This window comes from Pseudomonas sp. FP215, assembly GCF_030687795.1.
GTDB lineage: Bacteria > Pseudomonadota > Gammaproteobacteria > Pseudomonadales > Pseudomonadaceae > Aquipseudomonas > Aquipseudomonas salmasensis.
Genome location: NZ_CP117447.1, coordinates 3,418,793 through 3,442,117 on the forward strand (window position 1 = coordinate 3,418,793; position 23,325 = coordinate 3,442,117).

General features: G+C 61.2%; 21 protein-coding genes and 1 pseudogene. 13 read left to right on the forward strand and 9 right to left on the reverse strand.

Going from position 1 to position 23,325, the window contains the following annotated elements; all coding sequences use genetic code 11:
* Nucleotides 1–291 precede the first annotated feature (291 nt).
* The 3 genes from dnaQ to PSH76_RS15330 all read right to left on the reverse strand — a co-directional run bounded on the left by dnaQ (nucleotide 292) and on the right by PSH76_RS15330 (nucleotide 2,415).
* A complete protein-coding gene (gene dnaQ, locus PSH76_RS15320; protein WP_164692278.1) occupies nucleotides 292–1,032 on the reverse strand; it encodes a DNA polymerase III subunit epsilon in 741 nt (246 codons plus the stop codon).
* Nucleotides 1,033–1,172: 140 nt separating this feature from the next.
* Nucleotides 1,173–1,625 carry a ribonuclease HI gene (gene rnhA / locus PSH76_RS15325; protein WP_003173571.1) on the reverse strand — a complete coding sequence of 151 codons (453 nt, stop codon included), beginning with the start codon at nucleotides 1,623–1,625 and terminating at the stop codon, nucleotides 1,173–1,175.
* 31 nt (nucleotides 1,626–1,656) lie between these two features.
* Nucleotides 1,657–2,415 (reverse strand): class I SAM-dependent methyltransferase, encoded by a 759-nt coding sequence (locus tag PSH76_RS15330; RefSeq protein WP_003190694.1) that lies wholly within the window; start codon nucleotides 2,413–2,415, stop codon nucleotides 1,657–1,659.
* A gap of 65 nt (nucleotides 2,416–2,480) precedes the next feature.
* On the opposite strand from PSH76_RS15330, the gene gloB reads away from it, so the two are divergent.
* The 8 genes from gloB (at nucleotide 2,481) to PSH76_RS15370 (ending at nucleotide 13,596) form a co-directional block, all read left to right on the forward strand.
* On the forward strand, nucleotides 2,481–3,248 hold the full coding sequence (gene gloB / locus PSH76_RS15335) for a hydroxyacylglutathione hydrolase (protein ID WP_305492485.1): 768 nt from the start codon (nucleotides 2,481–2,483) through the stop codon (nucleotides 3,246–3,248).
* A 98-nt stretch (nucleotides 3,249–3,346) separates the two neighbouring features.
* Nucleotides 3,347–4,747, forward strand: coding sequence for a transglycosylase SLT domain-containing protein (locus PSH76_RS15340; protein WP_020301567.1), 1,401 nt, complete (start codon nucleotides 3,347–3,349; stop codon nucleotides 4,745–4,747).
* Between the two features lie 557 nt (nucleotides 4,748–5,304).
* On the forward strand, nucleotides 5,305–7,134 hold the full coding sequence (locus PSH76_RS15345) for an extracellular solute-binding protein (RefSeq protein ID WP_098951828.1): 1,830 nt from the start codon (nucleotides 5,305–5,307) through the stop codon (nucleotides 7,132–7,134).
* Nucleotides 7,131–8,969, forward strand: coding sequence for an extracellular solute-binding protein (locus PSH76_RS15350; RefSeq protein WP_305492486.1), 1,839 nt, complete (start codon nucleotides 7,131–7,133; stop codon nucleotides 8,967–8,969). The genes PSH76_RS15345 and PSH76_RS15350 overlap by 4 nt, the downstream gene beginning before the upstream one ends.
* Entirely contained in the window at nucleotides 8,970–10,043 is a 1,074-nt protein-coding gene (locus tag PSH76_RS15355) for a microcin C ABC transporter permease YejB (protein ID WP_032892218.1), read from the forward strand.
* Between the two features lies 1 nt (nucleotide 10,044).
* Nucleotides 10,045–11,064: an ABC transporter permease gene (locus PSH76_RS15360; RefSeq protein WP_003190688.1), complete on the forward strand. Its 1,020-nt coding sequence runs from the start codon at nucleotides 10,045–10,047 to the stop codon at nucleotides 11,062–11,064.
* Between the two features lies 1 nt (nucleotide 11,065).
* Nucleotides 11,066–12,667 carry an ABC transporter ATP-binding protein gene (locus PSH76_RS15365; protein ID WP_137205398.1) on the forward strand — a complete coding sequence of 534 codons (1,602 nt, stop codon included), beginning with the start codon at nucleotides 11,066–11,068 and terminating at the stop codon, nucleotides 12,665–12,667.
* Between the two features lie 35 nt (nucleotides 12,668–12,702).
* Nucleotides 12,703–13,596 (forward strand): AraC family transcriptional regulator, encoded by an 894-nt coding sequence (locus PSH76_RS15370; protein WP_305492487.1) that lies wholly within the window; start codon nucleotides 12,703–12,705, stop codon nucleotides 13,594–13,596.
* On the opposite strand, the gene PSH76_RS15375 is transcribed toward PSH76_RS15370, so the two are convergent.
* The gene (locus PSH76_RS15375) at nucleotides 13,538–14,125 is read right to left on the reverse strand and encodes a LysE family translocator (RefSeq protein WP_056784402.1); all 588 of its coding nucleotides are present in this window, start codon (nucleotides 14,123–14,125) and stop codon (nucleotides 13,538–13,540) included. The two genes, PSH76_RS15370 and PSH76_RS15375, sit on opposite strands and share 59 nt — an antisense overlap.
* A 773-nt stretch (nucleotides 14,126–14,898) precedes the next feature.
* Here PSH76_RS15375 and PSH76_RS15380 point away from each other — a divergent pair.
* Nucleotides 14,899–15,390, forward strand: coding sequence for a GNAT family N-acetyltransferase (locus PSH76_RS15380; protein ID WP_305492488.1), 492 nt, complete (start codon nucleotides 14,899–14,901; stop codon nucleotides 15,388–15,390).
* A gap of 329 nt (nucleotides 15,391–15,719) precedes the next feature.
* Nucleotides 15,720–16,118, forward strand: coding sequence for a hypothetical protein (locus tag PSH76_RS15385; RefSeq protein WP_032892223.1), 399 nt, complete (start codon nucleotides 15,720–15,722; stop codon nucleotides 16,116–16,118).
* Between the two features lie 122 nt (nucleotides 16,119–16,240).
* Here PSH76_RS15385 and PSH76_RS15390 read toward each other — a convergent pair whose 3' ends face one another.
* Nucleotides 16,241–17,434: a YgcG family protein gene (locus PSH76_RS15390; protein ID WP_305492489.1), complete on the reverse strand. Its 1,194-nt coding sequence runs from the start codon at nucleotides 17,432–17,434 to the stop codon at nucleotides 16,241–16,243.
* 131 nt (nucleotides 17,435–17,565) lie between these two features.
* Here PSH76_RS15390 and PSH76_RS15395 point away from each other — a divergent pair, with 131 nt between their 5' ends.
* Both PSH76_RS15395 and PSH76_RS15400 read left to right on the forward strand, forming a co-directional pair.
* The gene (locus PSH76_RS15395) at nucleotides 17,566–18,381 is read left to right on the forward strand and encodes an alpha/beta fold hydrolase (protein WP_305492490.1); all 816 of its coding nucleotides are present in this window, start codon (nucleotides 17,566–17,568) and stop codon (nucleotides 18,379–18,381) included.
* Nucleotides 18,371–19,507 carry a PAS domain-containing sensor histidine kinase gene (locus PSH76_RS15400; RefSeq protein WP_305492491.1) on the forward strand — a complete coding sequence of 379 codons (1,137 nt, stop codon included), beginning with the start codon at nucleotides 18,371–18,373 and terminating at the stop codon, nucleotides 19,505–19,507. The genes PSH76_RS15395 and PSH76_RS15400 overlap by 11 nt, the downstream gene beginning before the upstream one ends.
* Here PSH76_RS15400 and dapF read toward each other — a convergent pair.
* On the reverse strand, nucleotides 19,504–20,307 hold the full coding sequence (dapF, locus tag PSH76_RS15405; RefSeq protein WP_305492492.1) for a diaminopimelate epimerase: 804 nt from the start codon (nucleotides 20,305–20,307) through the stop codon (nucleotides 19,504–19,506). The genes PSH76_RS15400 and dapF overlap by 4 nt on opposite strands.
* Before the next feature lie 158 nt (nucleotides 20,308–20,465).
* On the opposite strand from dapF, the gene PSH76_RS15410 reads away from it, so the two are divergent.
* Complete coding sequence (locus PSH76_RS15410) at nucleotides 20,466–20,963, forward strand: AAA family ATPase (protein ID WP_032897475.1); 498 nt, start codon at nucleotides 20,466–20,468, stop codon at nucleotides 20,961–20,963.
* 45 nt (nucleotides 20,964–21,008) lie between these two features.
* On the opposite strand, the gene PSH76_RS15415 is transcribed toward PSH76_RS15410, so the two are convergent.
* The 3 genes and pseudogenes from PSH76_RS15415 to PSH76_RS15425 form a co-directional block, all read right to left on the reverse strand.
* A complete protein-coding gene (locus PSH76_RS15415; protein ID WP_305492493.1) occupies nucleotides 21,009–21,419 on the reverse strand; it encodes an SRPBCC family protein in 411 nt (136 codons plus the stop codon).
* Nucleotides 21,420–21,443: 24 nt separating this feature from the next.
* Nucleotides 21,444–22,241 carry an SDR family NAD(P)-dependent oxidoreductase gene (locus tag PSH76_RS15420; RefSeq protein ID WP_089042545.1) on the reverse strand — a complete coding sequence of 266 codons (798 nt, stop codon included), beginning with the start codon at nucleotides 22,239–22,241 and terminating at the stop codon, nucleotides 21,444–21,446.
* Nucleotides 22,242–22,252: 11 nt separating this feature from the next.
* Nucleotides 22,253–23,264: pseudogene (locus tag PSH76_RS15425) on the reverse strand (aldo/keto reductase).
* Between the last annotated feature and the right edge of the window lie 61 nt (nucleotides 23,265–23,325).

Here is a 23,325-nt window from a genome sequence, read left to right on the forward strand (position 1 = left end):
GCCCGTAATCCGCCAGTGATTTGGGGGGCCGCCGCCACGCGCCATCCATGGCGCGGGGCGGCTAAACCGGCATCCCTGCCGGTTTACCCCCCAAATCACTGTCGAATTACGGCCAGCGTGGTTTGACGGGGCGCTTGAGATCAAAATCAAAAGCAGAGCAAGAGCAGATCAAAAGCAGATCAAGAGCGGCTCGCTTCGCATCGTGGTTACCGTCGGCTGTCAGGCAGCCATCGCAGGCAAGCCAGCTCCCACATTTGGATCGCGGGGCGTCAGATAGATAGGTGAACGCTGTTATTGCTGGGTGAGTTGCGTCCACAACGCCGGCGCGCCTGCAGCCTTGGCAATCGCCTCCAGCCGCGCCGCATGCTCGGCCAGGTCCTGCTCGCTGGCGCGGATGATCGGCGTCGGCTTGCGATCAGCAGGCAAGCGGCGGATTTCCGAAGGGCGGTTGCCCGAGCCCTCCGCCGAACCGCTGCCATCGGACGCATTACCGGCCAGGGACAGGCTGGTCTGCCCGCCGGTCATGGTCAGGTAAACGTCGGCCAGAATCTCGGAGTCGAGCAAGGCGCCGTGGAGTTCACGGCCGGAGTTGTCGACGCCATAACGCTTGCACAAGGCGTCGAGGCTGTTGCGTTGGCCCGGGTGACGCTCGCGGGCCATCATCAGGGTATCGAGGATCGTGCAGTGCTGGGAGATGTCCGCACGGTCGGTCTGCCCCATCAGGGCAAATTCGTTGTTGATGAAACCGATGTCGAACGCCGCGTTATGAATGATCAACTGGGCGCCGTTGATGAACTCGAAGAACTCATCGGCCACTTCGGCAAAGCGCGGCTTGCCCTTGAGGAATTCATCGGTGATGCCGTGGACGCCAATCGCCCCTTCGTCACTGTCACGGTCCGGTTGCAGATAGACGTGGAAGTGGCGGCCGGTCAGGCGGCGCCCCATCAGTTCGACACAGCCGATTTCGATGATCCGGTGACCATCGGTCACCGGCATGCCGGTGGTTTCGGTATCGAGTACAACAGATCGGATGGCCATCAGGGTTCAGCTCTCAACGGTTCGGTACAGTTCAAGGGGCGGGATATTAGCACGCTCTGTAAACGAAGCGCCCCATGGCACCCAGCCACCGGTGAACACCAACAGTTTTTACAAGCTTTAGCAAAGTCGCTGATTCAGCTCTGCTTGTAACCGCGCACTTCATCCACGCCACGGTTGGCCAACTGGTCGGCGCGCTCGTTGCCAGGGTGGCCAATGTGCCCGCGTACCCATTTCCAGGTGATGTCGTGACGGTTGCACTGCTCATCGAGCAATTGCCACAGGTCGGCGTTCTTGACCGGCTCCTTGGCCGCCGTCTTCCAACCGCGTTTTTTCCAGTTGACCATCCACTCGTTGATGCCCTTCATCACATATTGCGAGTCGGTCACCAGCAGTACGTTGCAGCGCCGCTTGAGTTCTTCGAGGCCGCGAATGGCGCCCATCAGTTCCATGCGGTTATTGGTGGTATTGGCTTCGCCGCCCCACAGTTCCTTCTCCACGCCCTTGCACACCAGCAAGGCGCCCCAGCCACCTGGGCCCGGGTTGCCCTTGCAGGCGCCATCGGTGAAGAGTTCTACGCTATCGGTCATCGGTTATTCGGCCTGAAATCAAAAAGAGGTTTTACGGTTCGCGTTGTTCGCGGTTGACCTTGGCCAACGGCATCGGCACGAGCTTGCCGATCGGCTCGCGGCGCACTTGCTGCACCGGTCGCAGCCCGACCACGATCTTGCGTGCAACCAGTAAATAGAAGCCGCCACCCGACAGCTGCCAGGCCCCTGCGCGGCGTTCCCAGCCGGCCAGGCGGCCCTGCCACTTGGCAGTCGCAAGCGGCGGACGATAGCACCCGAAGCGGCGTTTCTCCAGCGCGAAGCCCAGCAGGTTGAGCCAGTCGCCTACCCGTGAAGGCGCGATGCAACGCGCCTGGCGCAGCCCGTCATGGGCGAACACCCGGCGCAGGCCCCAACTGCTCCAGGGGTTGATGCCGACAATCAGCAAATGGCCACCAGGGCGCACGCTGCTCGCCGCTTCGCGCAACAAACCGTGGGGGGACAGGCAGAAATCCAGGCCATGCTGCAACACCACCACATCAGCGGCGTGTTCGCTCAAGGGCCAGGCCTGTTCCTCGCAGACGATCTCCACCCCCGGCAAAGGCGCACCCAGGCGCACATTGCGTTGCACCTGCGGCGCCGAGGGCGGCGTGTCGGCCGACGGGCCGTAATGCACCAGGTAGCCACCAAAGAACCGGCCCAGCTCGTCTTCGAGCATGCGCCGCTCTTCTTCCAGCAAAAACTGCCCAATCGGCCCGGACAACCATTCGCGGGCCGCGCTGATCAGGGCCAGCCACTCAGGATCGGCCTGGGCGAACGCTTTATCAGTCATTGCATTCTCCAACTCGCCTAGACGTTCTAAGATGCACCAATGTGTTCAGCTTGGCGAATCGAAGAATGATACAGATCAGTGCCCTACCCGCCTTCACCGACAACTACATCTGGTTGTTACAAGACCCCGCCACCCAACGCTGCGCCGTGGTCGACCCCGGCGATGCCGCGCCAGTGCTGGCCTGGCTCAAGCAGAATGCGGCGTGGACCCTCAGCGACATCCTGGTCACCCACCATCACCATGATCATGTAGGCGGTGTCGAGCAACTGAAAAATGCCACCGGCGCGAAGGTCTACGGCCCGGCCAACGAAAAGATCCCGGCGCGGGATGTGGCCTTGCACGATAACGACCGTATCAACGTGCTGGGCTGGGACTTCGACGTGTACGCCGTGCCAGGCCATACCCTGGGCCACATCGCCTTTTACCACCAAGGCGTACTGCTGTGTGGCGATACCTTGTTCGCCGCCGGCTGCGGTCGCCTGTTCGAGGGCACGCCCGAGCAGATGTACAGCTCCCTGGAACGCCTGGCCGCCCTGCCCGCCGATACGCAGGTGTACTGCACACACGAGTACACACAAAGTAACCTCAAGTTTGCCCAAGCCGTGGAACCGCACAACGCCGACATCGCCGAACGCGTGGAAAATGTCGCCCAACTCCGCGCCCGTGGCGAGATGACGCTGCCATCCAACCTGGCCCTGGAAAAACTTACTAACCCATTTTTGCGCACCGCTGAAACATCCGTTAAACAAAAAGCGGACGAACGGAACGGCCGCGACAACCGCTCTGGGGCCGAGGTGTTTGCTAGCTTGAGGGCTTGGAAAGATAAGTTCTAACCAGATGCAATCTGATACGTAATTTCTGAATGGTTGACCGGAACCACAGCGCTTTCTAGAATCGCCCGACATTTTTGCCCGGAACTTACTTCCAGCCAATGTCGTCATCTATTCGTAAATCCATTTCTTCAGACGCATTGACCCGCCTGGCTCAAGCCGTGGCGGTGGCCGTTTCCGCAACTCTGGCGGGCTGCCAATCGACCAATTACGCTGCACAATCCACCGTGCAACCCAAACCGAATCTTGCTGCCAAGATCAAGCAAAAACCTATTTGGCTATCAGAGAAGCCTAGCCCCGAAGTGCCCCAGGATGTCTGGGAACGCATGCGTCGGGGCTTTCAATTGCAGGACGGTGTCGGCGTCAACCCGCGCATCGAGCAACAGCGCCTGTGGTTCGCCAGCAACCCCTCCTTTCTGGAGAATGCCGGCGAACGCGGCAGCCTCTACATTCATTACATCGTCGAACGCCTTGAAGAACGCAACATGCCCCTGGAGCTGGCGCTGCTGCCAGTGATTGAAAGTGCCTACAACCCAATGGCCTATTCGCGCAGCGATGCGGTCGGCTTGTGGCAGTTCATTCCCTCCACCGGGCGCTACTTCAACCTGCGCCAGACCCGCGCCTACGACGGCCGCCGCGACATCACCGCCTCCACCACGGCCGCCCTGGACTATCTGACGCGTCTGCATGACATGTTCAACGGCGACTGGCTGCTGGCCCTGGCGGCCTATAACGCCGGCGAAGGCACAGTGAGCCGGGCAATCGAGCGCAACGAAAAGCTCGGCCTGCCCACCGACTACTGGAACCTGCCCCTGCCCCAGGAAACCAAGGACTACGTGCCCAAGTTCCTGGCCTTGTCCCAGGTGGTACTGGCGCCCGAAGCCTACGGCGTCAACCTGAACCCGATTGCCAACACGCCGTACTTCGAGGTCGTTGAAGTCAAGCAAAGCATGGACCTGTCACGGGTTGCCGCGCTGGCCGAGATCGACGAAGACGAACTGTTCCAGCTCAACCCGGCCTTGAAACAACGCACCACCCTGGACGGCCCCCAGCATCTGCTGGTGCCGACCTCCAAGGCCCAGTTGCTGACCAGCACCCTTTCGACGATGAAGCCGGAAGAATTGCTGAGCATGCGCCCGAAAAAGCCGGTGTTCGACGAAGTCGAGACCAAGGCGGTTGCCGGGCGTACCCGCAGCTACAAGGTACGCAGTGGCGACAACCTCACGCTGATCGCCAAGGCCAACAAGGTCGATGTGCATGACCTGCAGCGCTGGAACAAGCTCAACGGCCAGGCCCTCAAGGTCGGCCAGACCCTGGTGATGCAGGACACGCGTAAAGTCGCGGCGAAAAAACCGGTGCAGTACAAGGTCAAGAAAGGTGACTCGCTGTACATGGTGGCCAAACGCTTCAACGTCGAGATGCAACATCTCAAGCGTTGGAACCCGCGCACCGGCCAGGCATTGAAACCAGGCCAGATGCTGGTGGTTTCCGGGCCGCGCTAAGACCTCAGGCATTGTGGGGAACCCATGTGGGAGCGGGCTTGCCCGCGAAGGCAGCCTGACAGCCGACCAGAACGTTGGGTCTGACCGGGTATATATCCGTTATTTAGGTAACGGCCACTTAGGGTTCCGCCCTGACGGCGGCTCACTTTGCAAAAGCCGGAATGCCGGCCCAGGCCAAAGTAAGCAAAACGCTCTTGCCCCACCACTCGGCACCTCGCTTGGGCTCGGTGTGCCCGAACGCAGGCTTGAATCCGTGGGCCGCCGCCACGCGCCATCCATGGCGCGGGGCGGCTAACCCGGCGTCCTGCCGGGTTACCCACGAATTCAAGCCTGCGTTCGGCCAGCGTGGTTTAACGGGGCGACTGAGATCAAGATCACAAGCAGATCAAGAGCAAGAGCGGCTCGCTTCGCATAGTGGTTAGCGTTGAGCACTACAGCGTTGTGTAGAGACCGATGCACATGGGCCTATAAGCCAATTTCAAGATGCTTTTTCCAACCGGAACAAGCTGTTACTGTACCGATCATAAAGCCCAAGCCGCCCGGATCGGATCTCTGACTTGAAGCGTCCCCTCCTTCTACTAATAAGCCTGGCCTTGAGCTTTGCGGCGAACGCGACGATCACCGAGAGCCACGGTTATGCGCAGTTCGGCACACTCAAGTACCCGGCCAAATTCACCCATTACGATTGGGTAAACCCTGCAGCGCCCAAAGGCGGGACATTGCGGGTGATGGCATTTGGCACCTTCGATACGCTCAACCCCTATACCTTCAAAGGTTCAAGCCCGGTTTCCACCGCCAACTTCCTGCAGTACGGCGTCAACGAGCTCAATGAACCCTTGATGGTGGGCACCGGGCAATACGCGCCGTCCGGCGATGAGCCCACCTCCAGCTATGGCCTGATTGCCCAATCGGTGGAATACAGCGAGGACCGCAGTTGGGTGGTGTTCAACCTGCGCCCCGAAGCGCGCTTTCACGACGGCAAGCCGATTACCGCCGATGACGTGGCGTTCTCCTATCGCACCCTGCTGACCGAAGGCCACCCGCAGTACCGCACTAACCTGCAGGAAGTGGCTCGGGTCGACATCCTCAACCCTCACCGTATCCGCTTTGTGTTCAAGCGCGCCGGCAACCCCTTGCTGATCCTGCGCCTGGGCGAGTTGCCGGTGCTGCCCCAGCACTATTGGAAAAACCGTGACTTCAAGGCCACCACCTTCGAGCCACCCCTGGGCAGTGGGCCTTACCGCATCACCAAGGTGGCGCCTGGGCGGCAACTGGTGTTTGAACGGGTCAAGGATTACTGGGGCAAAGACCTGCCGGTCAACCAGGGTTTCTATAACTACGACAAGGTCGAAGTGGAGTTCTATCGCGACAGCGACGTGGCCTTTGAAGCCTTCAAGGCCGGTGAATTCGATATTTATATAGAGCATCAGGCCAAGAACTGGGCCACGGGCTACAACTTTCCGGCGGTCAACCGCGGCGATGTGATCAAGGCGCAGATCGCCCATCAGATCCCCACCCAGAGCCAGGGCCTGTTCATGAATACCCGGCGGCCGGCGTTCAGCCAGGCCAAGGTGCGCGAAGCCCTGGGGTTGATGTTCGATTTTGAATGGACCAACCGCACCCTGTTCAGCAGCGCCTATAAGCGCTCGGTGAGCTATTACCCCAACAGTGAATTCTCGGCCACCGGCCTGCCGGTGGGCCATGAGTGGTTGATGCTCTCGCCCTACCGCGACCAACTGCCGGCCGCGCTGTTTACCCAGCCGTTCAACCTGCCACACACCGACGGCCGCGGCATCCCCCGCGAAACCCTGCGCCAGGCCCTGGCCCTGCTCAGCGAGGCCGGCTGGAAACTGTCGGGGCAGCGCCTGCTGGACAAGAACGGGCAACCGCTGCGCCTGGAAATCCTGCTGGTCAACCCGAACCTTGAGCGCATCCTGCAACCTTATGTCGAAAATCTGACCCGCATCGGCGTCGACGCCCGCTTGCGCACCGTTGACCGCGCACAGTACAAACAGCGCCTCGATCAATTCGATTTCGACATGATTCTGATGACCCTCAGCCAGACCTTGAGCCCCGGCCTTGAGCAGTGGCAGTACTTCCACTCCAGCCAGGCCGCAATCAAGGGCAGCAAGAATTACGCCGGTATCGCCAACCCGGTGGTCGACCACCTGCTCGACCAACTGCTGGCGGCGCAGACCCGCGAAGAACAACTGGCCGCCGGCCGCGCCCTGGACCGGGTGCTGCTGTGGCAGCACTACAGCATTCCCAACTGGTACCTCAACTATCATCGCCTGGCGTACCGCAACCGGTTCGCCTTCGTCACCACGCCGCCCTATAGCCTGGGCCTGAGCGCATGGTGGCTGAAAGCTTCGGAGAAAGCCCAATGATGTCCTTGCGTACTACCCTGCTCGCCAGCCTGTTGCTGTGCACCGCGGCGCACGCCGCGCCACAACATGCGCTGACCCTCTACAACGAGCCCCCCAAGTACCCCGCCGACTTCAAGCATTTTGACTACGTAAACCCCGACGCCCCCAAGGGCGGCACCTTCCGCGAATCGGCCATGGGCGGTTTCGACAGCCTTAACCCCTACATCAGCAAGGGCGTGCCAGCGGACAACCTGCCGCTGATTTACGACACCCTGGCCACGCAGAGCCTGGACGAACCCATCACCGAATACGGCCTGGTGGCCGGCAAGATCGAAAAAGCCCCGGACAACAGCTGGGTGCGCTTCTACCTGCGCCCCGAAGCGCGCTTCCATGACGGCCACCCGATCCGCGCCGAAGACGTGGTGTTCACCTTTCAGACCCTGATCAAGGAAGGCAACCCGCTGTACCGCAACTACTACGCCGACGTCGATGAAGTAGTGGCCGAAGACCCGTTGCGCGTGCTGTTCAAGTTCAAGCGCACCAACAACCGCGAGTTGCCGTTGATCCTGGGGCAATTGCCAGTGCTGCCCAAGCATTGGTGGGCGACCCGGGATTTTTCCAAGGGCAACCTGGAAATCCCCCTGGGCAGCGGGCCTTACCAGGTGGCGGAGGTCAAGCCGGGCCGCATGATTCGCTACCAGCGGGTCAAGGATTATTGGGCCAAGGACCTGCCGGTCAATAAGGGCTTCTACAACTTCGATACCCGCATCACCGATTACTACCGCGACAGCACGGTGTCCCTGGAAGCCTTGAAGGCCGGGCAGTTCGACTACTGGCTGGAGTTCAGCGCCAAGAACTGGGCCAACGCCTACAACATTCCAGCGGTGAAAGAAGGCCGCTTGATCAAGGAAGAAATCCCCAACGGCAACCCCACCGGCATGCAGGGTTTTGTGTTCAACATGCGCAAGCCGATGTTCCAGGACGTGCGGGTGCGCAAGGCCATCAGCCTGTTGCTGGATTTCGAATGGAGCAACAAGCAGCTGTTCAACGGGGCCTACACCCGTACCCGCAGCTATTTCGAAAACTCGGAAATGGCCGCCACCGGCTTACCCGGTCCGGACGAGCTGGCGATCCTTGAGCCGCTGCGTGACAAGATCCCTGGCGAAGTCTTCACCCAGGCCTTCGAACCGTCCCACACCGACGGCAGCGGCATGATCCGCACCCAACAGCGCGAGGCCTACCAACTGCTGCAAGAGGCAGGCTGGAAGATTGTCGACGACAAAATGGTCGACAGCACCGGCAAGCCCGTGACCATCGAGTTCCTGCTGGCCCAGACCGAGTTCGAGCGCATCCTGCTGCCGTTCAAGCGCAACCTGGCAGACCTGGGCATCGACCTGGTGATTCGTCGCGTGGACGTCTCGCAGTTCATCAACCGCCTGCGCTCGCGCGACTTCGACATGCTGGTGGGCAGCTTCCCGCAATCCACCTCGCCGGGTAACGAGCAGCGCGAGTTCTGGAAATCCTCCAGCGCCGACAAGCCCGGCAGCCGCAACTACATGGGCCTCAAGGACCCCGCCATCGACCAGTTGGTGGAAGAGTTGATCGACGCCGGTTCGCGCCAGAGCCTGATCGCCCACGCCAGGGCGCTGGATCGTGTGCTGCAGTTTGGTTACTACGTGATCCCCAACTGGCACATCAAGACCTTCCGTGTTGCGTACTGGGACCACCTGGGCCACCCCAAGGTCTCGCCACGCTACGACGTCGGCACCGCCACCTGGTGGGCTAAACCCGACGTCAAACCGGCGGTATCCCTCGACACCACGCAGAACGCCGATGCGGCGAGCGGAGGCAATTGAATGCTGGCCTATATTGCTCGCCGCCTGTTACTGATCATCCCTACGCTGTTCGGGATCCTGCTGATCAACTTCGTCATCATCCAGGCCGCACCCGGCGGCCCGGTGGAGCAAATGATCGCCAAGCTCGAAGGCTTCGATGGCGCCACCAGCCGCATTGCCGGCGGTGGGGCCGAAGTCGCGGTGGCCGGTTCCAGCTACCGTGGCGCCCAGGGCCTGGACCCGGCGCTGATCAAGGAAATCGAAAAGATGTACGGCTTCGACAAGTCGGCGCCGGAACGCTTATGGATCATGGTCAAGAACTACGCCCGGCTGGACTTCGGTGACAGCTTTTTCCGCGACGCCAAGGTCATCGACCTGATCAAGGAGAAGATGCCGGTGTCCATTTCCCTCGGGTTATGGAGCACCCTGATCATGTACCTGGTGTCCATCCCCCTGGGGATCGCCAAGGCCACGCGCCACGGCAGCCATTTCGATGTGTGGACCAGCTCGGCGATCATCGTCGGCTATGCGATACCGGCGTTCCTGTTCGCGATTTTACTGATCGTGGTGTTTGCCGGTGGCAGTTATTTCGACTGGTTCCCCTTGCGCGGGCTCACCTCCAACAACTTCGACGAGTTGAGCTGGGGCGGCAAGATCCTCGATTACTTCTGGCACCTGGCGCTGCCCGTCACCGCCCTGGTGATCGGCAACTTCGCGACCATGACCCTGCTGACCAAGAACAGCTTTCTCGACGAGATCAACAAACAGTACGTGGTCACCGCCAAGGCCAAGGGGCTGACCAACCGCCGCGTGCTGTATGGCCATGTATTCCGCAACGCCATGCTGCTGGTGATCGCCGGTTTCCCTTCGGCATTCATCGGCATCTTCTTTACCGGCTCGTTGCTGGTGGAGGTGATCTTCTCCCTCGACGGCCTGGGGCTGATGAGCTTTGAAGCGGCGATCAACCGTGACTACCCGGTGGTGTTCGGCACGCTGTTTATCTTCACCCTGCTGGGGCTGATCGTGAAACTGATCGGCGACCTCACTTACACCCTGGTCGATCCGCGTATCGACTTTGCCAGCCGGGAGCATTGAGATGAACCTGTCCCCCCTCAATCGCCGCCGGTTCGAGCGGTTCAAGGCCAACAAACGTGGCTGGTGGTCGCTGTGGCTGTTCCTGGTGCTGTTCGTGCTGAGCCTGGGCGCCGAGTTGATCGCCAACGACAAGCCCCTGGCAGTGCACTTCGACGGCGGCTGGTACTTCCCGGCGCTCAAGCGCTACCCGGAGACCACCTTCGGCGGTGAATTCCCGCTGGAAGCCAACTACAAGAGCCCGTACATCCAGGAACTGCTCAAGGCCAAGGACGCCTGGACCCTGTGGGCGCCGATTCCGTTCAGCTACCAGAGCATCAATTACGACCTGAAAGTGCCGGCCCCGGCACCGCCGTCCTCGGTCAACCTGCTGGGCACCGATGACCAGGGGCGCGATGTGCTGGCGCGGGTGATCTACGGCTTTCGCGTGTCAGTGCTCTTCGCCCTGACCCTGACCATCCTCAGCTCGATCATCGGCGTGATTGCCGGCGCCTTGCAGGGCTTTTATGGCGGCTGGGTCGACCTGGCCGGGCAGCGTTTCCTGGAAATCTGGTCCGGCTTGCCGGTGCTCTACCTGCTGATCATCCTGGCCAGCTTTGTGCAACCCAACTTCTGGTGGCTGCTGGGGATCATGCTGCTGTTTTCCTGGATGAGCCTGGTGGATGTGGTGCGCGCCGAGTTCCTGCGCGGGCGTAATCTGGAATACGTGCGCGCGGCGCGGGCGCTGGGCATGCAGAACGGCGCCATCATGTTTCGCCATATCCTGCCCAATGCGATGGTCTCGACCATGACCTTCCTGCCCTTCATCCTCACCGGCGCCATTGGAACCCTCACCGCCCTGGACTTTCTCGGCTTCGGGCTGCCGGCAGGTTCGCCGTCGCTGGGTGAGCTGGTGGCCCAGGGCAAATCCAACCTGCAGGCGCCGTGGCTGGGCATGAGTGCCTTTGCGGTGCTGGCGATCATGTTGAGCTTGTTGGTGTTTATCGGCGAGTCCGCTCGCGATGCGTTCGACCCGAGGAAATGAGATGAATCCGGACAATCTGATCGAAATCCGCGACCTCAGTGTCGAGTTCGTCACCGGCGAGCATCATCACCGCGTGGTCAACCACGTCAGTTTCGACATCAAGCGCGGCGAAACCCTGGCGCTGGTGGGCGAAAGCGGTTCGGGTAAATCGGTCACCGCCCATTCGATCCTGCGCCTGCTGCCCTACCCGTTGGCCAGGCATCCGTCTGGCACCATCGAATATTCAGGACAAGACCTGCTGACGCTCAAAGAGAAGACCCTGCGGCATATACGCGGCAATCGTATTGCGATGATCTTCCAGGAGCCGATGACCTCGTTGAACCCGCTGCACTCCATCGAAAAACAGATCAACGAAGTGCTCGGCCTGCACAAGGGCCTGACCGGCAAGGTCGCCACCCAGCGCACGTTGGAGTTGCTGGAACTGGTGGGTATCCCCGAACCGCACAAACGCCTCAAGGCGTTGCCCCACGAGCTGTCCGGCGGCCAGCGCCAGCGGGTAATGATCGCCATGGCCTTGGCCAACGAGCCGGAGTTGTTGATCGCCGACGAGCCGACCACCGCCCTCGACGTCACCGTACAGTTGAAGATTCTGGAATTGCTCAAGGAGTTGCAGGCGCGGCTGGGCATGGCGCTGCTGCTGATCAGCCACGACCTCAACCTGGTGCGGCGCATCGCCCACCGCGTGTGTGTGATGCAGCAAGGTTGCATCGTGGAACAGGCCGATTGCGAGACGCTGTTCCAGTCGCCCCAGCATCCCTACACCCAGGAACTGCTCGCGGCGGAGCCCAGTGGCGGTCCGGCCAATAATGAGGTCGGCCCACCGCTACTGGAGGTGGACGACCTGAAAGTCTGGTTTCCGATCAAGAAAGGCTTTTTGCGTAACACCGTGGATTACGTCAAGGCCGTGGACGGCATCAACTTCAGCCTGCCCCAAGGGCAAACCCTAGGCATCGTGGGCGAAAGTGGCTCGGGCAAATCCACCCTGGGCCTGGCAATTTTGCGCCTGATCGGCAGCCAGGGCGGGATTCGCTTCGAAGGCCAGCAACTGGACCGCCTCAGCCAACAGCAGGTGCGCCCGTTGCGCCGGGAAATGCAGGTGGTGTTCCAGGACCCGTTCGGCAGCCTGAGCCCGCGCATGTGCGTCAGCGAGATCGTTGGCGAAGGCCTGCGTATCCACAAGATGGGTACGCCCGCCGAACAGGAAGCGGCGATTATCGCGGCGCTCAAGGAAGTAGGCCTGGACCCCGAATCCCGGCATCGCTACCCCCATGAATTCTCCGGCGGCCAGCGCCAACGCATCGCTATCGCCCGAGCGCTGGTGCTCAAGCCGCGCCTGATCCTGCTGGACGAACCCACCTCGGCCCTGGACCGCACGGTACAACGCCAGGTGGTAGAGTTGCTGCGCGGCTTGCAGGCCAAGTACAACCTGACCTACCTGTTTATCAGCCATGACCTGGCGGTGGTGAAGGCGCTGAGTCACCAATTGATGGTGGTCAAGCAAGGCCAGGTGGTAGAGCAAGGCGATGCCCAGGCTATTTTTGCCGACCCGCAGCATGCCTATACCCGGCAGTTGCTCAAGGCCGCTTTTTTGGTACCGGCCTGACGTAACGCAGGTGAAAATGCAGGAGAAATAACGCCATGTCGCTCAGACCGATCGCCCGTCCCGCAGACACGCCGCGCTTCTGGCGCGACGAACGCCTGCCGTTCATCGAAGCCCGCAGCATCGCCGACGGGCGCAAGGTCACCTATACCCGACACGCCCATGAGCATTTTTCCATCGGCGCGATCACCACGGGCTGCAGCTATTACCACTACGGCGCGCACACCTTCGAAATCAGCGCCGGCACCGTGGTGCTGATGAACCCCGGCGATGTGCATGCGTGCAACCCTATCCATGACCAGCCCTGGTCCTACCACATGCTGTACCTCGACACGCCCTGGCTGACCGACCTGCAATACCAGCTGGGGTTCAGTACCGACCAGGGCTACCGGCCATTCGACACGCCCCATACTCGCGACACCGGGCTGTACCACGGCTTGCTCGACCTGTACCGCACGCTAGTGGATGAACAGGCCGAACTGCTGCAAAAACAGAGCGCGCTAGTGAGTTACTTCACCGAGGTGCAACAGCGCCTGAACCCTTCGCTGACGCCGGTACGCGAGGTCAACTACAAACTGGAACGCGCCGCCGACTACATCCGCGCCCACTGCACGCAGGCCTTGAAACTCGAAGACATCTGCCAGGCCGCCGAACTGTCGCCGTCTTATCTGATCCGAGCATTCAAGCACTATTACGGCTTGACGCCCCACGCCTTCATGGTCAACCGACGCATCCAGTTCGCCCGCAGCCAACTGCGCAATGGCGCACTGATTGCCGACGTCGCCCTGGCCGCGGGCTTTGCCGACCAGGCACACTTCCAGCGCACCTTCAAACAACACTTTGCGGCCACGCCGGGGCAATACCGCGAAAACCTCAAGCCATCAGCAAATAACCCACACTGGCCACCAGCAACGCGGCCATTGAGCGGTTGAACAGGCGCACCCCCTTCGGGTTGTGCAAATAGCGGCGCAAAAACGTCCCCGCATACGCCCAGCACGCCACCGATAGGTAGCAAATCACCAGGTAAAGCGCGGCAAACAACCACACCTGCGCCGCATCGCCATCGGCCACAAACAACCCCATGCCTGCCACACACGCCAGCCAGGCTTTCGGGTTGAGCCACTGCATGATCGCGCCGTACAGCATCGACGGCGCGGTCTGTGCACCATCAGCGTCCAACCGGCCATCATCCACCGCCAGCTTCCACGCCATATACAACAAGAACGCGACTCCGCCCCAACGGATCAATCGGATCAGGATCGGCCAGCGCACCAGCACTTCATGCAGCCCCAGGCCAATCAGCACCAACAACAAGGTGAAACCTACGGCGGCGCCCAACACATGTTTCTGGCTGGCGACAAAACCGAAACGCGCACCGGCACTTAAAGCGACCACATTGACAGGCCCGGGAGTGATGGACGTGGCCAGGGCAAAAGCGGCCATGGAGAGAATCAAGCTCATTACAGTTCCTTGTGTGATGCCAACGATGTCGAGATCACGGTAACGCGCACAAAGACGAGAGGTATTGAAGAAAATGCCCCTTTATCTTTCAGAACGAGCGCTGTTGATTTACGCCCCACCGCTAACCACGATGCGAAGCGAGCCGCTCTTGATCTTGCTCTGCTCTTGATCTGCTTTTGATCTCAGGCGCCCCGTCAAACCACGCTGGCCGGAATTCGACAGGGATTTGGGGGGTAAACCGGCAGGGATGCCGGTTTAGCCGCCCCGCGCCATGGATGGCGCGTGGCGGCGGCCCCCCAAATCACTGGCGGATTACGGGCACACCGAGCCCCAGCGAGGTGCCGAGTGGTGGGGCAAGAGCGTTTTGCTTACTTTTGCGCTTTTCAAAAGTGAGCCGCCGTCAGGGCGGAACCCTAAGGGGCCGTTACCGCAGCAATGGATATGTACACAATCCAACTGTGTCGCCTGTCAGGCCGCCTTCGCGAGCAAGCCCGCTCCCACAGTTGGGTCGCGGGGTGTCAGGTAGGTAGGTGTCGGCTGGAATGCCGCCATCGCAGGCAAGCCAGCTCCCACAGTTGGATCGTTAGGGTGCCAGGTGGATAGGCGTTGGCTGTAAGGCCGCCATCGCAGGTCAAGCCAGCTCCCACAGTTTGATTGCGGGGCACCAACGTTGAACCTCCCGCTTGAGCCTTCAGCGCCAGTGACCTTACGGTGCCAAAGGAGCAACGTTTCTCTATGATGTGGCCTTTGACTGAACATCCCTGGAACCGCCCATGCCCACCCTCACCTTGCGCAACGCCCTGCCCACCGACGCCGCACGCTGCTTTGAAATCGAAACCACCGCCTACGAGGGCGACGAAGCCGCAACGCTTGAAAAGATCACCACGCGCATCGCGCAGTACCCCGAGGGCTTTTTGATCCTGGAGGAAGATGGCGCAGTGGTAGGTTTCATCAACTCAGGGTGCGCCCATGAAGTGGTGATGTCGGACGAGGCCTTCAAGGAGTTGGTGGGCCATGTGGCCGAGGCGCCGAATGTGGTGATCATGTCGGTGGTGGTCGACCCGGCCCAACAAGGCAAGGGCTATGCGAAAAGGCTGATGGCCGAGTTCGTGCAACGCATGCAAGCAATGGGCAAGCGCAGCATCCACCTGATGTGCAAGGAGCAGCATGTGCCGTTGTACAGAGCAATGGGCTACACCTATGTGCGCCCTTCGCCGTCGGATCATGGGGGTATGGCGTGGCATGAGATGGTGAGAATGCTCTGATGCAAGCCGTTGCACGAGTGATTGCAAAAGTGTTTCCAAGCGTGAAGCCACCAAAAAACCTGCAACGACACAGTGTGTTTCAGTGAGTGAAAACCTGGCACTGCGCTGCGCTATCTGACAACCAGGCTGACTTTTCGGCGCGTGGGCCGGACTGCACCTATAGCCTTTTCACTCACTCGAAAGCCCACGCCCGATGCGGTTTTACGTTGTTACACCCAGCCAAAACAGACCTCGTTGAGCGCCTGCCCCTGGCGCTGTAGCCTGCGAAACGCCCTGTCAGGATCCCCTCCTGACAGGGTCAACTTCCTAGCGATCAGAGAGGTGCAATCATGTCTTCAATCAGTGACTCCATCCCATTCGTACCCGCGTACCAGCCCGCTGGCAAACACCCTATCGATAACGATGTACCCAGGACAAACCCTCTGGACAAACAGGCGGGAGAAGATGCCGAAGTGTCCAATGGCAAGGGCGGCTGGAAGAGCATTGGCAATGCGACGCGCGACCACGCCAACCGCACTCGGTTGGATCGCAACTTCTTGCCTTCGGACAAAAAGATCGTCGATGACTCCAGGGTCAATACCCATATCCAATATCACGGCAGCGGCACCCTGCCCGCCTTCTCAACTTCGGATTACAAGGCCTTAGACGACTCCCCGTCCAATATCCATCGTGAACCGATCGACTTCGAAATAAAACCTGATGGCATCGGCGGTTGGACCAAGGCGTGACAACTCCTCTGCTTTTGACCTAAGCCGCCGTAGTACCCAGGGCTTTGCCGAACACCCCATACCCATTGGCTTCAACTGGTATGGTTGGCGGTTGTTCCGCTGTGGAACAGCCGCCGAGCCATCTACCAACTGCCGGAAGCCCCCCCGCCACCGCTGGAACCGCCACCGCCCGACGAACTGCTGCTGGAGCTTGAGCCGCTGGAGCCTGAACTGGACCCGCCGCCGGAGCCAGAACCTTCGCCGACCTTGCCAAAGATAATCAGCGCAACAAACGATGCGATAGGAAACGCCAGCAACCAAGCGTCGCGATCACCGTCCATCACCCACCCCGCCACCCCATACACGGCCATCACCGCCAGCAGCCGTACGGCAAAACCTGCGCGGCTGGTGCGCCAGGTCTCCCTCATGATCAGCAGCAGCACCAGGTACAAGCCCAGTACCACCAAGACGCCCAATGGCCACAGCAGCCAATGGATGAAACTGACGTCCACGTACTGGTTTGCCACCACCAACCCGAGGATATAAGCCAGCAGCCCGATCACGCCGTAAAACAGCGTACGTACCTGCCACAACGCGCCGAATATCGCGCCGCCAATCAACAACGTCAGCGGCACTACAAACAGAAACATCGGCCAATCCCGACCACCTGCCAGCAGCGCCAACAACAGCGTGGCCGCTACTGCGATGATCAAGGCCCTGCGCCAGTGCAACTTACCGGCAGCGATCAGTACACCTGTGAGCGCCCCCAGGATAAACGCCGCCAATATCGCGATAAATTGGGGGTTGAGACCCGGCCCGGCCCTTTCAGGCAAGTCGCCGCCGTCCACCAAGACGACCAGCGCGTTCACGCCTTGCTCGATGCCACCGGCAAAGTCGCCCTGACGAAACGCCGGAGTGATCCGTTCTTCAATGATGCGATGGGCCAGCAGGTCGGTGACAATGCCTTCCAGGCCGTAGCCCACTTCGATGCGCACCTTGCGGTCGTTCTTGGCCACCACCAGCAGGATGCCGTCGTTGACGTCCTGGCGTCCCAGTTTCCAGGCGCGAAACAGTTGGTTGGCGTAGCTTTCGAGATCGGCGCTGCCGGTGGTCGGCACCAGCAATACGGCTACCTGCGCGCCTTTGCGTTGTTCAAGGTCGGCGAGTTGTTGCTTGAGGCGCTGGGCGGTGCCCGAGTCGAGAGTGTTTGTCAGGTCAATGACCCGTTGATCAAGGGCAACCCCAATGGGCGAGGTGTCCGTCTGCGCGGCGATCAACAGGCTGGAAAATACCAGGGCCAGTAGGCTGAACACCGATTGCCGCACAAGCACGATCATGTATGGTTACCTGAAGTCTCTCCCTGAAGGCGCCGACTTTACCTTATCTGCACGCAAACGCGTGACCCAGGGCCTGCGACTATCTAAACTGCCGCCAAGCTATATAGCAATAAGCCATCAACGAGACGCCCATGGACCTAAGTCACCGCAACAATGTACATGTGATGGGCAACGGTCCCTCGACCCTGGTGTTTTCCCACGGCTTTGGTTGCAACCAGGCCATGTGGAATGCCCTGGCACCGCACTTTCTCGAACGCTTTCGCGTGGTGCTGTATGACCTGGTCGGCGCCGGCCTGTCGGACTTGAGTGCGTTCGACAAAGCCAAATACAGCCGCCTGGATGGCTACGCCCATGACCTGAACGAGATTATCCACGCCTACGCCCAAGGCCCGGTGATTCTGGTCGGCCACTCGGTGAGCGCGATGATCGGCACCCTCGCCGACCGTTTCCTCCCTGGCCGCATTGCCGCGCACGTGATGATTGGCCCATCGCCGCGCTATATCGACACCGATGAGTATGTCGGCGGTTTCCAGCACGACGACATCGAAGACCTGCTCGACACCCTCGACAGCAACTACCTGGGCTGGTCCAGCGCCATGGCCCCGGTGATCATGGGCGCCCCGACGCAACCCCACTTGAGCGAGGCGCTCACCGACAGCTTTTGCCGCACCGAGCCGGACATCGCCAAGCAGTTCGCCCGCGTGACCTTCCTGTCGGATAACCGCCAGGACGTGTTCGGCCTGACTACCCCGGTGCTGATCCTGCAATCGACCGAAGACCTGATCGCTCCCGTGGCCGTGGGTGAATACCTGCACGGCGTATTACCTAACAGCACCTATTGCCTGGTCGAGAATGTCGGCCATTGCCCACACATGAGCGCCCCCCAGGCGTGCGCAACAGCGATGGACCGCTTCCTCGCCCCTTGGGCGGCTGCCGATGCCCGCTGATTCACTGTTTGACAGCGCGGCCTGCGCCCTGGCGGTGACCCAGGAAGACGGCACGATCCTGCACGTCAACCCGCGCTTGTGCGATTGGCTGGGCTTTACCGCCGCCCAACTGCTGGGCCGGCGTTTCCAGGACCTGCTGGCCATGGGCGGGCGGATTTTCCATCAGACGCACCTGGCACCGATGCTGCGCATGCACGGCAGCGTCACCGAGGTGAAGCTCGACATCCACCATTGCGACGGGCACAAGGTCACCGTATTGCTCAATGCCAACCGGCGCCAGCAGCCCGACGGCGTGGTGTATGACCTGGCGCTGTTCGGCACCACCGACCGTGACAAGTACGAGCGCGAACTGCTCAATGCCCACAAGCAGGCCGAAGCCCTGCTGCAGGAAAAAACGGCTACGGAACTGGCCCTGCAACAGGCCCAGGCCGAACTGAGCGAAGCCTATGCCATTGCCCAGCGCCGGGCGTTGTTTGCCGAACAGATGGTGGCGATTGTCAGCCATGACCTGAAAAACCCCCTCACGGCGATCCGCATGGCGTCCGACTTTCTCCAGCGCGGCGAGCGCACGGCCAAGGAGCGCCAGTTGTTGGGGCATATCGGCCAGTCGTCCGAACGCGCCCACCGCATGATCGCCGACTTGCTGGACTTCACCCAGGCCCGGGTCGGCCAGGGCATTACCATCAAGCCGCAACCCCTGGACCTGCACAGCGTGATTCATCGCAGCGTCGACGAACTGCGGGTGGCCTTCCCCAAGGCCACGCTGGTGCATCACGCCGAGGGCCAGGGCGACGCCTGCCTGGACGCCGACCGCGTGCAACAGATGATCGGTAACCTGGTGGCCAACAGCGTGGCCTATGGCGACCTGCTGCAGCCGATCACCATCACCTCGCGCCTGGGCGACAACACCTGCGCGGTCGCGGTACACAACCACGGCCCGGCGATTCCCCAAGCCCTGCTGGCCGGCTTGTTCGAACCCATGACCCGCGGCACCGACCAAGGCAGCGACGTGCGCAGCGTAGGCCTGGGCCTGTATATCGTGCGCGAACTGGCCAGGGTGCATGGCGGCGATGTGGCGGTGAGTTCCTGTGCGAGTGCCGGCACCACGTTTACCGTGAAGTTCTAGTACAGGTACGCGGTGCCTTGCATGATCGGCTCGACGCGGCCGGTCAATATCACGCCGCCCTGTCCGTCCCATTGCACCGTGACCGCGCCACCGTCGCACTGGACCTCTACACGCTCATCGAGCAGCCCTCGCCGGATGCCGTTGACGACCGCCCCGCAACAGCATGAACCGGACCCCAGCGGCACACCGCCGCCACGCTCCCAGATACGCAGGCGGATATGGCCGCGGTCCAGCACTTGCACGAAATGCACATTGGTCCTGGCCGGAAACAACGGGTGAACTTCCAGGGGCGAGCCCATGGCCTCAATATCGAGCGCCGTCACATTCTCTACAAAAAACGTGCAATGCGGGTTGCCCATGCTGCACGCCGCCGGCTGGCCGTCGATAGGCAACACGCAGGTGTCCATCGCCCTGGCCAGGGGCACCGACGCCCAGTCCAAGGAGGGTGGGCCCATGTCCACTGACACCCGCTGCCCATCAGCACGTGTGCATCTCAGCAAGCCACGGTCGCTGCGCAGCACGATGGTGTCAGTGCCAGCCTCATGCATCAGGCGATCAGCCACGCCACGCGTCGCGCTGCCGCAGGTGTGCAGGCGTGTCCCGTCCGGGTTCCAGAACTGAACGCGCGCGGCGGCCTCCTCACAGTCGAGCACCACCGCCAGTTGATTGAAACCGATGCCGAAGCGGCGGTTACCCAGGTAGCGGGCAATCTGCGCAGTAATGGGGTTATCCTCGCCACGGCGGTCGACGATGATGAAGTCGTCGCCGTGGGCGTGCATCTTCACGAACGGCAGGGTCATGGGCGCTCCTGTGAGTGAAATGAGCCAAGCGGTTCTAATACCACTGTAGGAGCGAGCTTGCTCGCGAAAAACTCAGGGGCGCCGCGTTTATTCAGGAAGTACACGTTATCGTTGGCGTTTTTCGCGAGCAAGCTCGCTCCTACAGGGGGTTGATGGTCATGCTTATTGTATTCAGCGGTTTGCCCGGCAGCGGCAAGACCACGATTGCCAGGGAACTGGCACGTCAGTTGGGCGCGGTTTACCTGCGTATCGATGTGATTGAGCAGGCGTTGCGCGAGGCTGGGGTGTTGGCGGGCGATGTGGGGGCCAGTGGCTACGCTGTGGCGAATGCGCTGGCGCTGAGTAACCTGCGCCTGGGGCAGCGGGTGATCGCCGATTGCGTGAACCCGGTTAAGGAGAGCCGTGATGCCTGGCAAGCGGTGGCGACAGCCGCCGGCGTGGCGCTGATCAATATCGAGGTGGTGTGTTCCGATCAGCAGGCGCATCGGCTTCGAGTCGAAGGCCGTGTGGGCGATATTCCGGGGCTGGTGCCGCCGACCTGGCAATCGGTGCAGGTGCATGAGTATGAACCCTGGGAAGCGCCGCCGTTCAGGCTGGACACGGCGCAGTTGACGCCGGCAGAGGCTGTCGCGGCAGCCCTGCTCCATCTAGGCTAAAAAATCCACCCTGTGGCGAGGGAGCTTGCTCCCTCGCCACAATCCTTAGAACTTGCTGCGCAGCGCCTCAAGCCCGCCCTCGTAGACACCGGTAAACAACTCCTCTGCCTGCGCCTCGGTGGTACCCGCTGCCGGCGTGAACACGCCGGACCAGGTCACTTTCGCCGAGGTGTCCGTCAACGCTTCAACCTGCAAGGTGGACAGGTAGGCACTCACCGGAAACGGCGACGTTTCAATGGTGTAGCTGTAGGTGCGCGCTACGTTGTCGAAAGTCTGCAAGCGCTCGACAATCGTGCCGCCGTCAGCGGCGGTCAGGTGACGCACACGGCCACCCTCGCTCGGCTCGCTCTTGGCAATAAAAGGCAGCCAGTCAGGCAGGCTGTTGAAGCCGCCAATCAGTTGCCAGACCTGGTCGGCCGACACCGCAATTTCAATCACAGAAGACGCTGTTGCCACGATCAATACTCCAGTCAGGAAAAATCAGATTGCCATGCTGTCGACCACGCCACCGTCGACCCGCAGCGCGGCACCGGTTGTCGCCGAAGACAGCGGTGAAGCAATGTACGCCACCAGGTTCGCCACTTCATCCACATTGGCCGCACGCTGGATGATCGAGGTGGGCCGCGCATGGCGCACAAACACATCCGCTTCGTCTCGGGCACTGCGCCCGGATTCGGCCGTGGCGTCCTTGAGCATGTGTTCCAGGCCGTCGGTAAAGGTCGGCCCCGGCAAGATCGCATTCACCGTCACCCCGGTACCCGCCAGGCGCTTGGCCAGGCCGTGGGACACCGCCAGGTTGGCGCTTTTGGTCACCCCGTAGTTGATCATGTCGGCCGGCGTCGCCACCCCGGACTCCGACGACACGAAGATCACCCGGCCCCAGCCCTGCTCGACCATGCCTGGCACATAATGCCGCGCCAGGCGCACACCGGAGATCACATTGACCTCATAGAAGCGCGCCCACTCGCTGTCCGGCGCGTCGAAGAAATCCACCGCATCGAAGATGCCCAGGTTGTTGACCAGAATGTCGGCGCGGGGTTCGGCGGCGAAGAGTTTCTGTGCGCCTTCAACGGTCCCGAGGTCGGCCACCACACCACGCAGTTGGGCAGCCGGAACCGCCTGGCGAATGCTCGCCAAGGCGTCGTCCACCTTGCCTGCATCACGCCCGATCACCACCACCGTGGCACCCGATTGCGCCAGGGCCTGGCTGATGCCCAGGCCGATACCAGCGGTGCTGCCGCTGACAATCGCCACTTTGCCACTTACATCAATTTTCATGCTCAAGCTCCTTAACGTGAGAGAGGCAAAGGTGCACGGTCCGAGATCAAGCGGGCCTCGCGCAACGCCTGCCAAAAGGCGGCTGGAATCTGTTCAGACAACGCCGCAACGTCTTCGGCAATCCGCCCCGGACGACTGGCACCGGGAATCACCGCCGCCACCGCCGGATGGGCCAGTGAGAACTGTAGCGCAGCGGCCTTGATACTGACGCCAAACGCCTGGGCAATCGCCTTGATCTGCTCGACCTTGGCAATGATCGCCGGGCTGGCTTGCTGGTATTCAAAGTGCGCACCGCCAGCGAGGATGCCGGAGCTGTACGGGCCACCGACGACGATCTCGACCTGCTGGGCGTGGGCCGCGTCCATCAGGCGCTGCAAAGCGCGGTCGTGGTCCAGCAGCGTATAGCGCCCCGCCAGCAGAAAGCCGTCGGGCTGGGCTTCGGCCAGGTCCAGGGTCAACTCGCAGGGTTCGACGCGGTTGACGCCAAGGCCCCAGGCCTTGATCACCCCCTTGCTCGCGCAAACGGGTGAGTACTTTGAAGGCGCCGGTGCGGGCCTGGTTGAAGTATTCCAGCCATTGGTCGCCGTAAAAATCCTGGGCGATGTCGTGAACCCACACGATGTCCAGGCGATCGGTTTGCAGGCGCGTCAGGCTGTCTTCAATGGAGCGCAGGGTGGCGTCGGCGCTGTAGTCATTGAGTATTTTATTGCGGCGGCCGTGTTCGAATACGCCGCTTTTTTCGCCAAGGTCACGGGCGGTTTCTTCGACTTCATCGAGAATCACCCGGCCAACCTTGGTGCTGAGCACGTAGTCGTCGCGGTGGTAGTTGGAAAGGGCCTGGCCCAAGCGCATTTCCGACAGGCCCGAGCCGTAGAACGGCGCGGTATCGAAGTAACGCACGCCCTGGCTCCAGGCGGCCTCGACGGTGGCCTGGGCTTCTTCTTCGGGGATGGCGCGGAACATATTGCCCAAGGGGGCGGTGCCAAAGCCCAGTACGCCGGGCAGTGTGTCTTTCAAGCTCATGGTGGTTCCTCAATGAGTGCGAGGTCGCGGTGACCGTTGAGCAGATGCTAGATTGCGCTGA

Bases quoted from the DNA above. Each gene is read 5' to 3' on its own strand.
- PSH76_RS15400 (WP_305492491.1), top strand. From the start codon at position 18,371: ATGCCCGCTGATTCACTGTTTGACAGCGCGGCCTGCGCCCTGGCGGTG.
- gloB (WP_305492485.1), top strand. From the start codon at position 2,481: ATGATACAGATCAGTGCCCTACCCGCCTTCACCGACAACTACATCTGG.
- dapF (WP_305492492.1), bottom strand. From the start codon at position 20,307: ATGACCCTGCCGTTCGTGAAGATGCACGCCCACGGCGACGACTTCATC.
- PSH76_RS15330 (WP_003190694.1), bottom strand. From the start codon at position 2,415: ATGACTGATAAAGCGTTCGCCCAGGCCGATCCTGAGTGGCTGGCCCTG.
- PSH76_RS15355 (WP_032892218.1), top strand. From the start codon at position 8,970: ATGCTGGCCTATATTGCTCGCCGCCTGTTACTGATCATCCCTACGCTG.
- PSH76_RS15385 (WP_032892223.1), top strand. From the start codon at position 15,720: ATGTCTTCAATCAGTGACTCCATCCCATTCGTACCCGCGTACCAGCCC.
- PSH76_RS15340 (WP_020301567.1), top strand. From the start codon at position 3,347: ATGTCGTCATCTATTCGTAAATCCATTTCTTCAGACGCATTGACCCGC.
- PSH76_RS15365 (WP_137205398.1), top strand. From the start codon at position 11,066: ATGAATCCGGACAATCTGATCGAAATCCGCGACCTCAGTGTCGAGTTC.
- PSH76_RS15375 (WP_056784402.1), bottom strand. From the start codon at position 14,125: ATGAGCTTGATTCTCTCCATGGCCGCTTTTGCCCTGGCCACGTCCATC.
- PSH76_RS15370 (WP_305492487.1), top strand. From the start codon at position 12,703: ATGTCGCTCAGACCGATCGCCCGTCCCGCAGACACGCCGCGCTTCTGG.
- PSH76_RS15350 (WP_305492486.1), top strand. From the start codon at position 7,131: ATGATGTCCTTGCGTACTACCCTGCTCGCCAGCCTGTTGCTGTGCACC.
- PSH76_RS15395 (WP_305492490.1), top strand. From the start codon at position 17,566: ATGGACCTAAGTCACCGCAACAATGTACATGTGATGGGCAACGGTCCC.
- PSH76_RS15410 (WP_032897475.1), top strand. From the start codon at position 20,466: ATGCTTATTGTATTCAGCGGTTTGCCCGGCAGCGGCAAGACCACGATT.
- PSH76_RS15390 (WP_305492489.1), bottom strand. From the start codon at position 17,434: ATGATCGTGCTTGTGCGGCAATCGGTGTTCAGCCTACTGGCCCTGGTA.
- PSH76_RS15420 (WP_089042545.1), bottom strand. From the start codon at position 22,241: ATGAAAATTGATGTAAGTGGCAAAGTGGCGATTGTCAGCGGCAGCACC.
- PSH76_RS15360 (WP_003190688.1), top strand. From the start codon at position 10,045: ATGAACCTGTCCCCCCTCAATCGCCGCCGGTTCGAGCGGTTCAAGGCC.
- rnhA (WP_003173571.1), bottom strand. From the start codon at position 1,625: ATGACCGATAGCGTAGAACTCTTCACCGATGGCGCCTGCAAGGGCAAC.
- PSH76_RS15380 (WP_305492488.1), top strand. From the start codon at position 14,899: ATGCCCACCCTCACCTTGCGCAACGCCCTGCCCACCGACGCCGCACGC.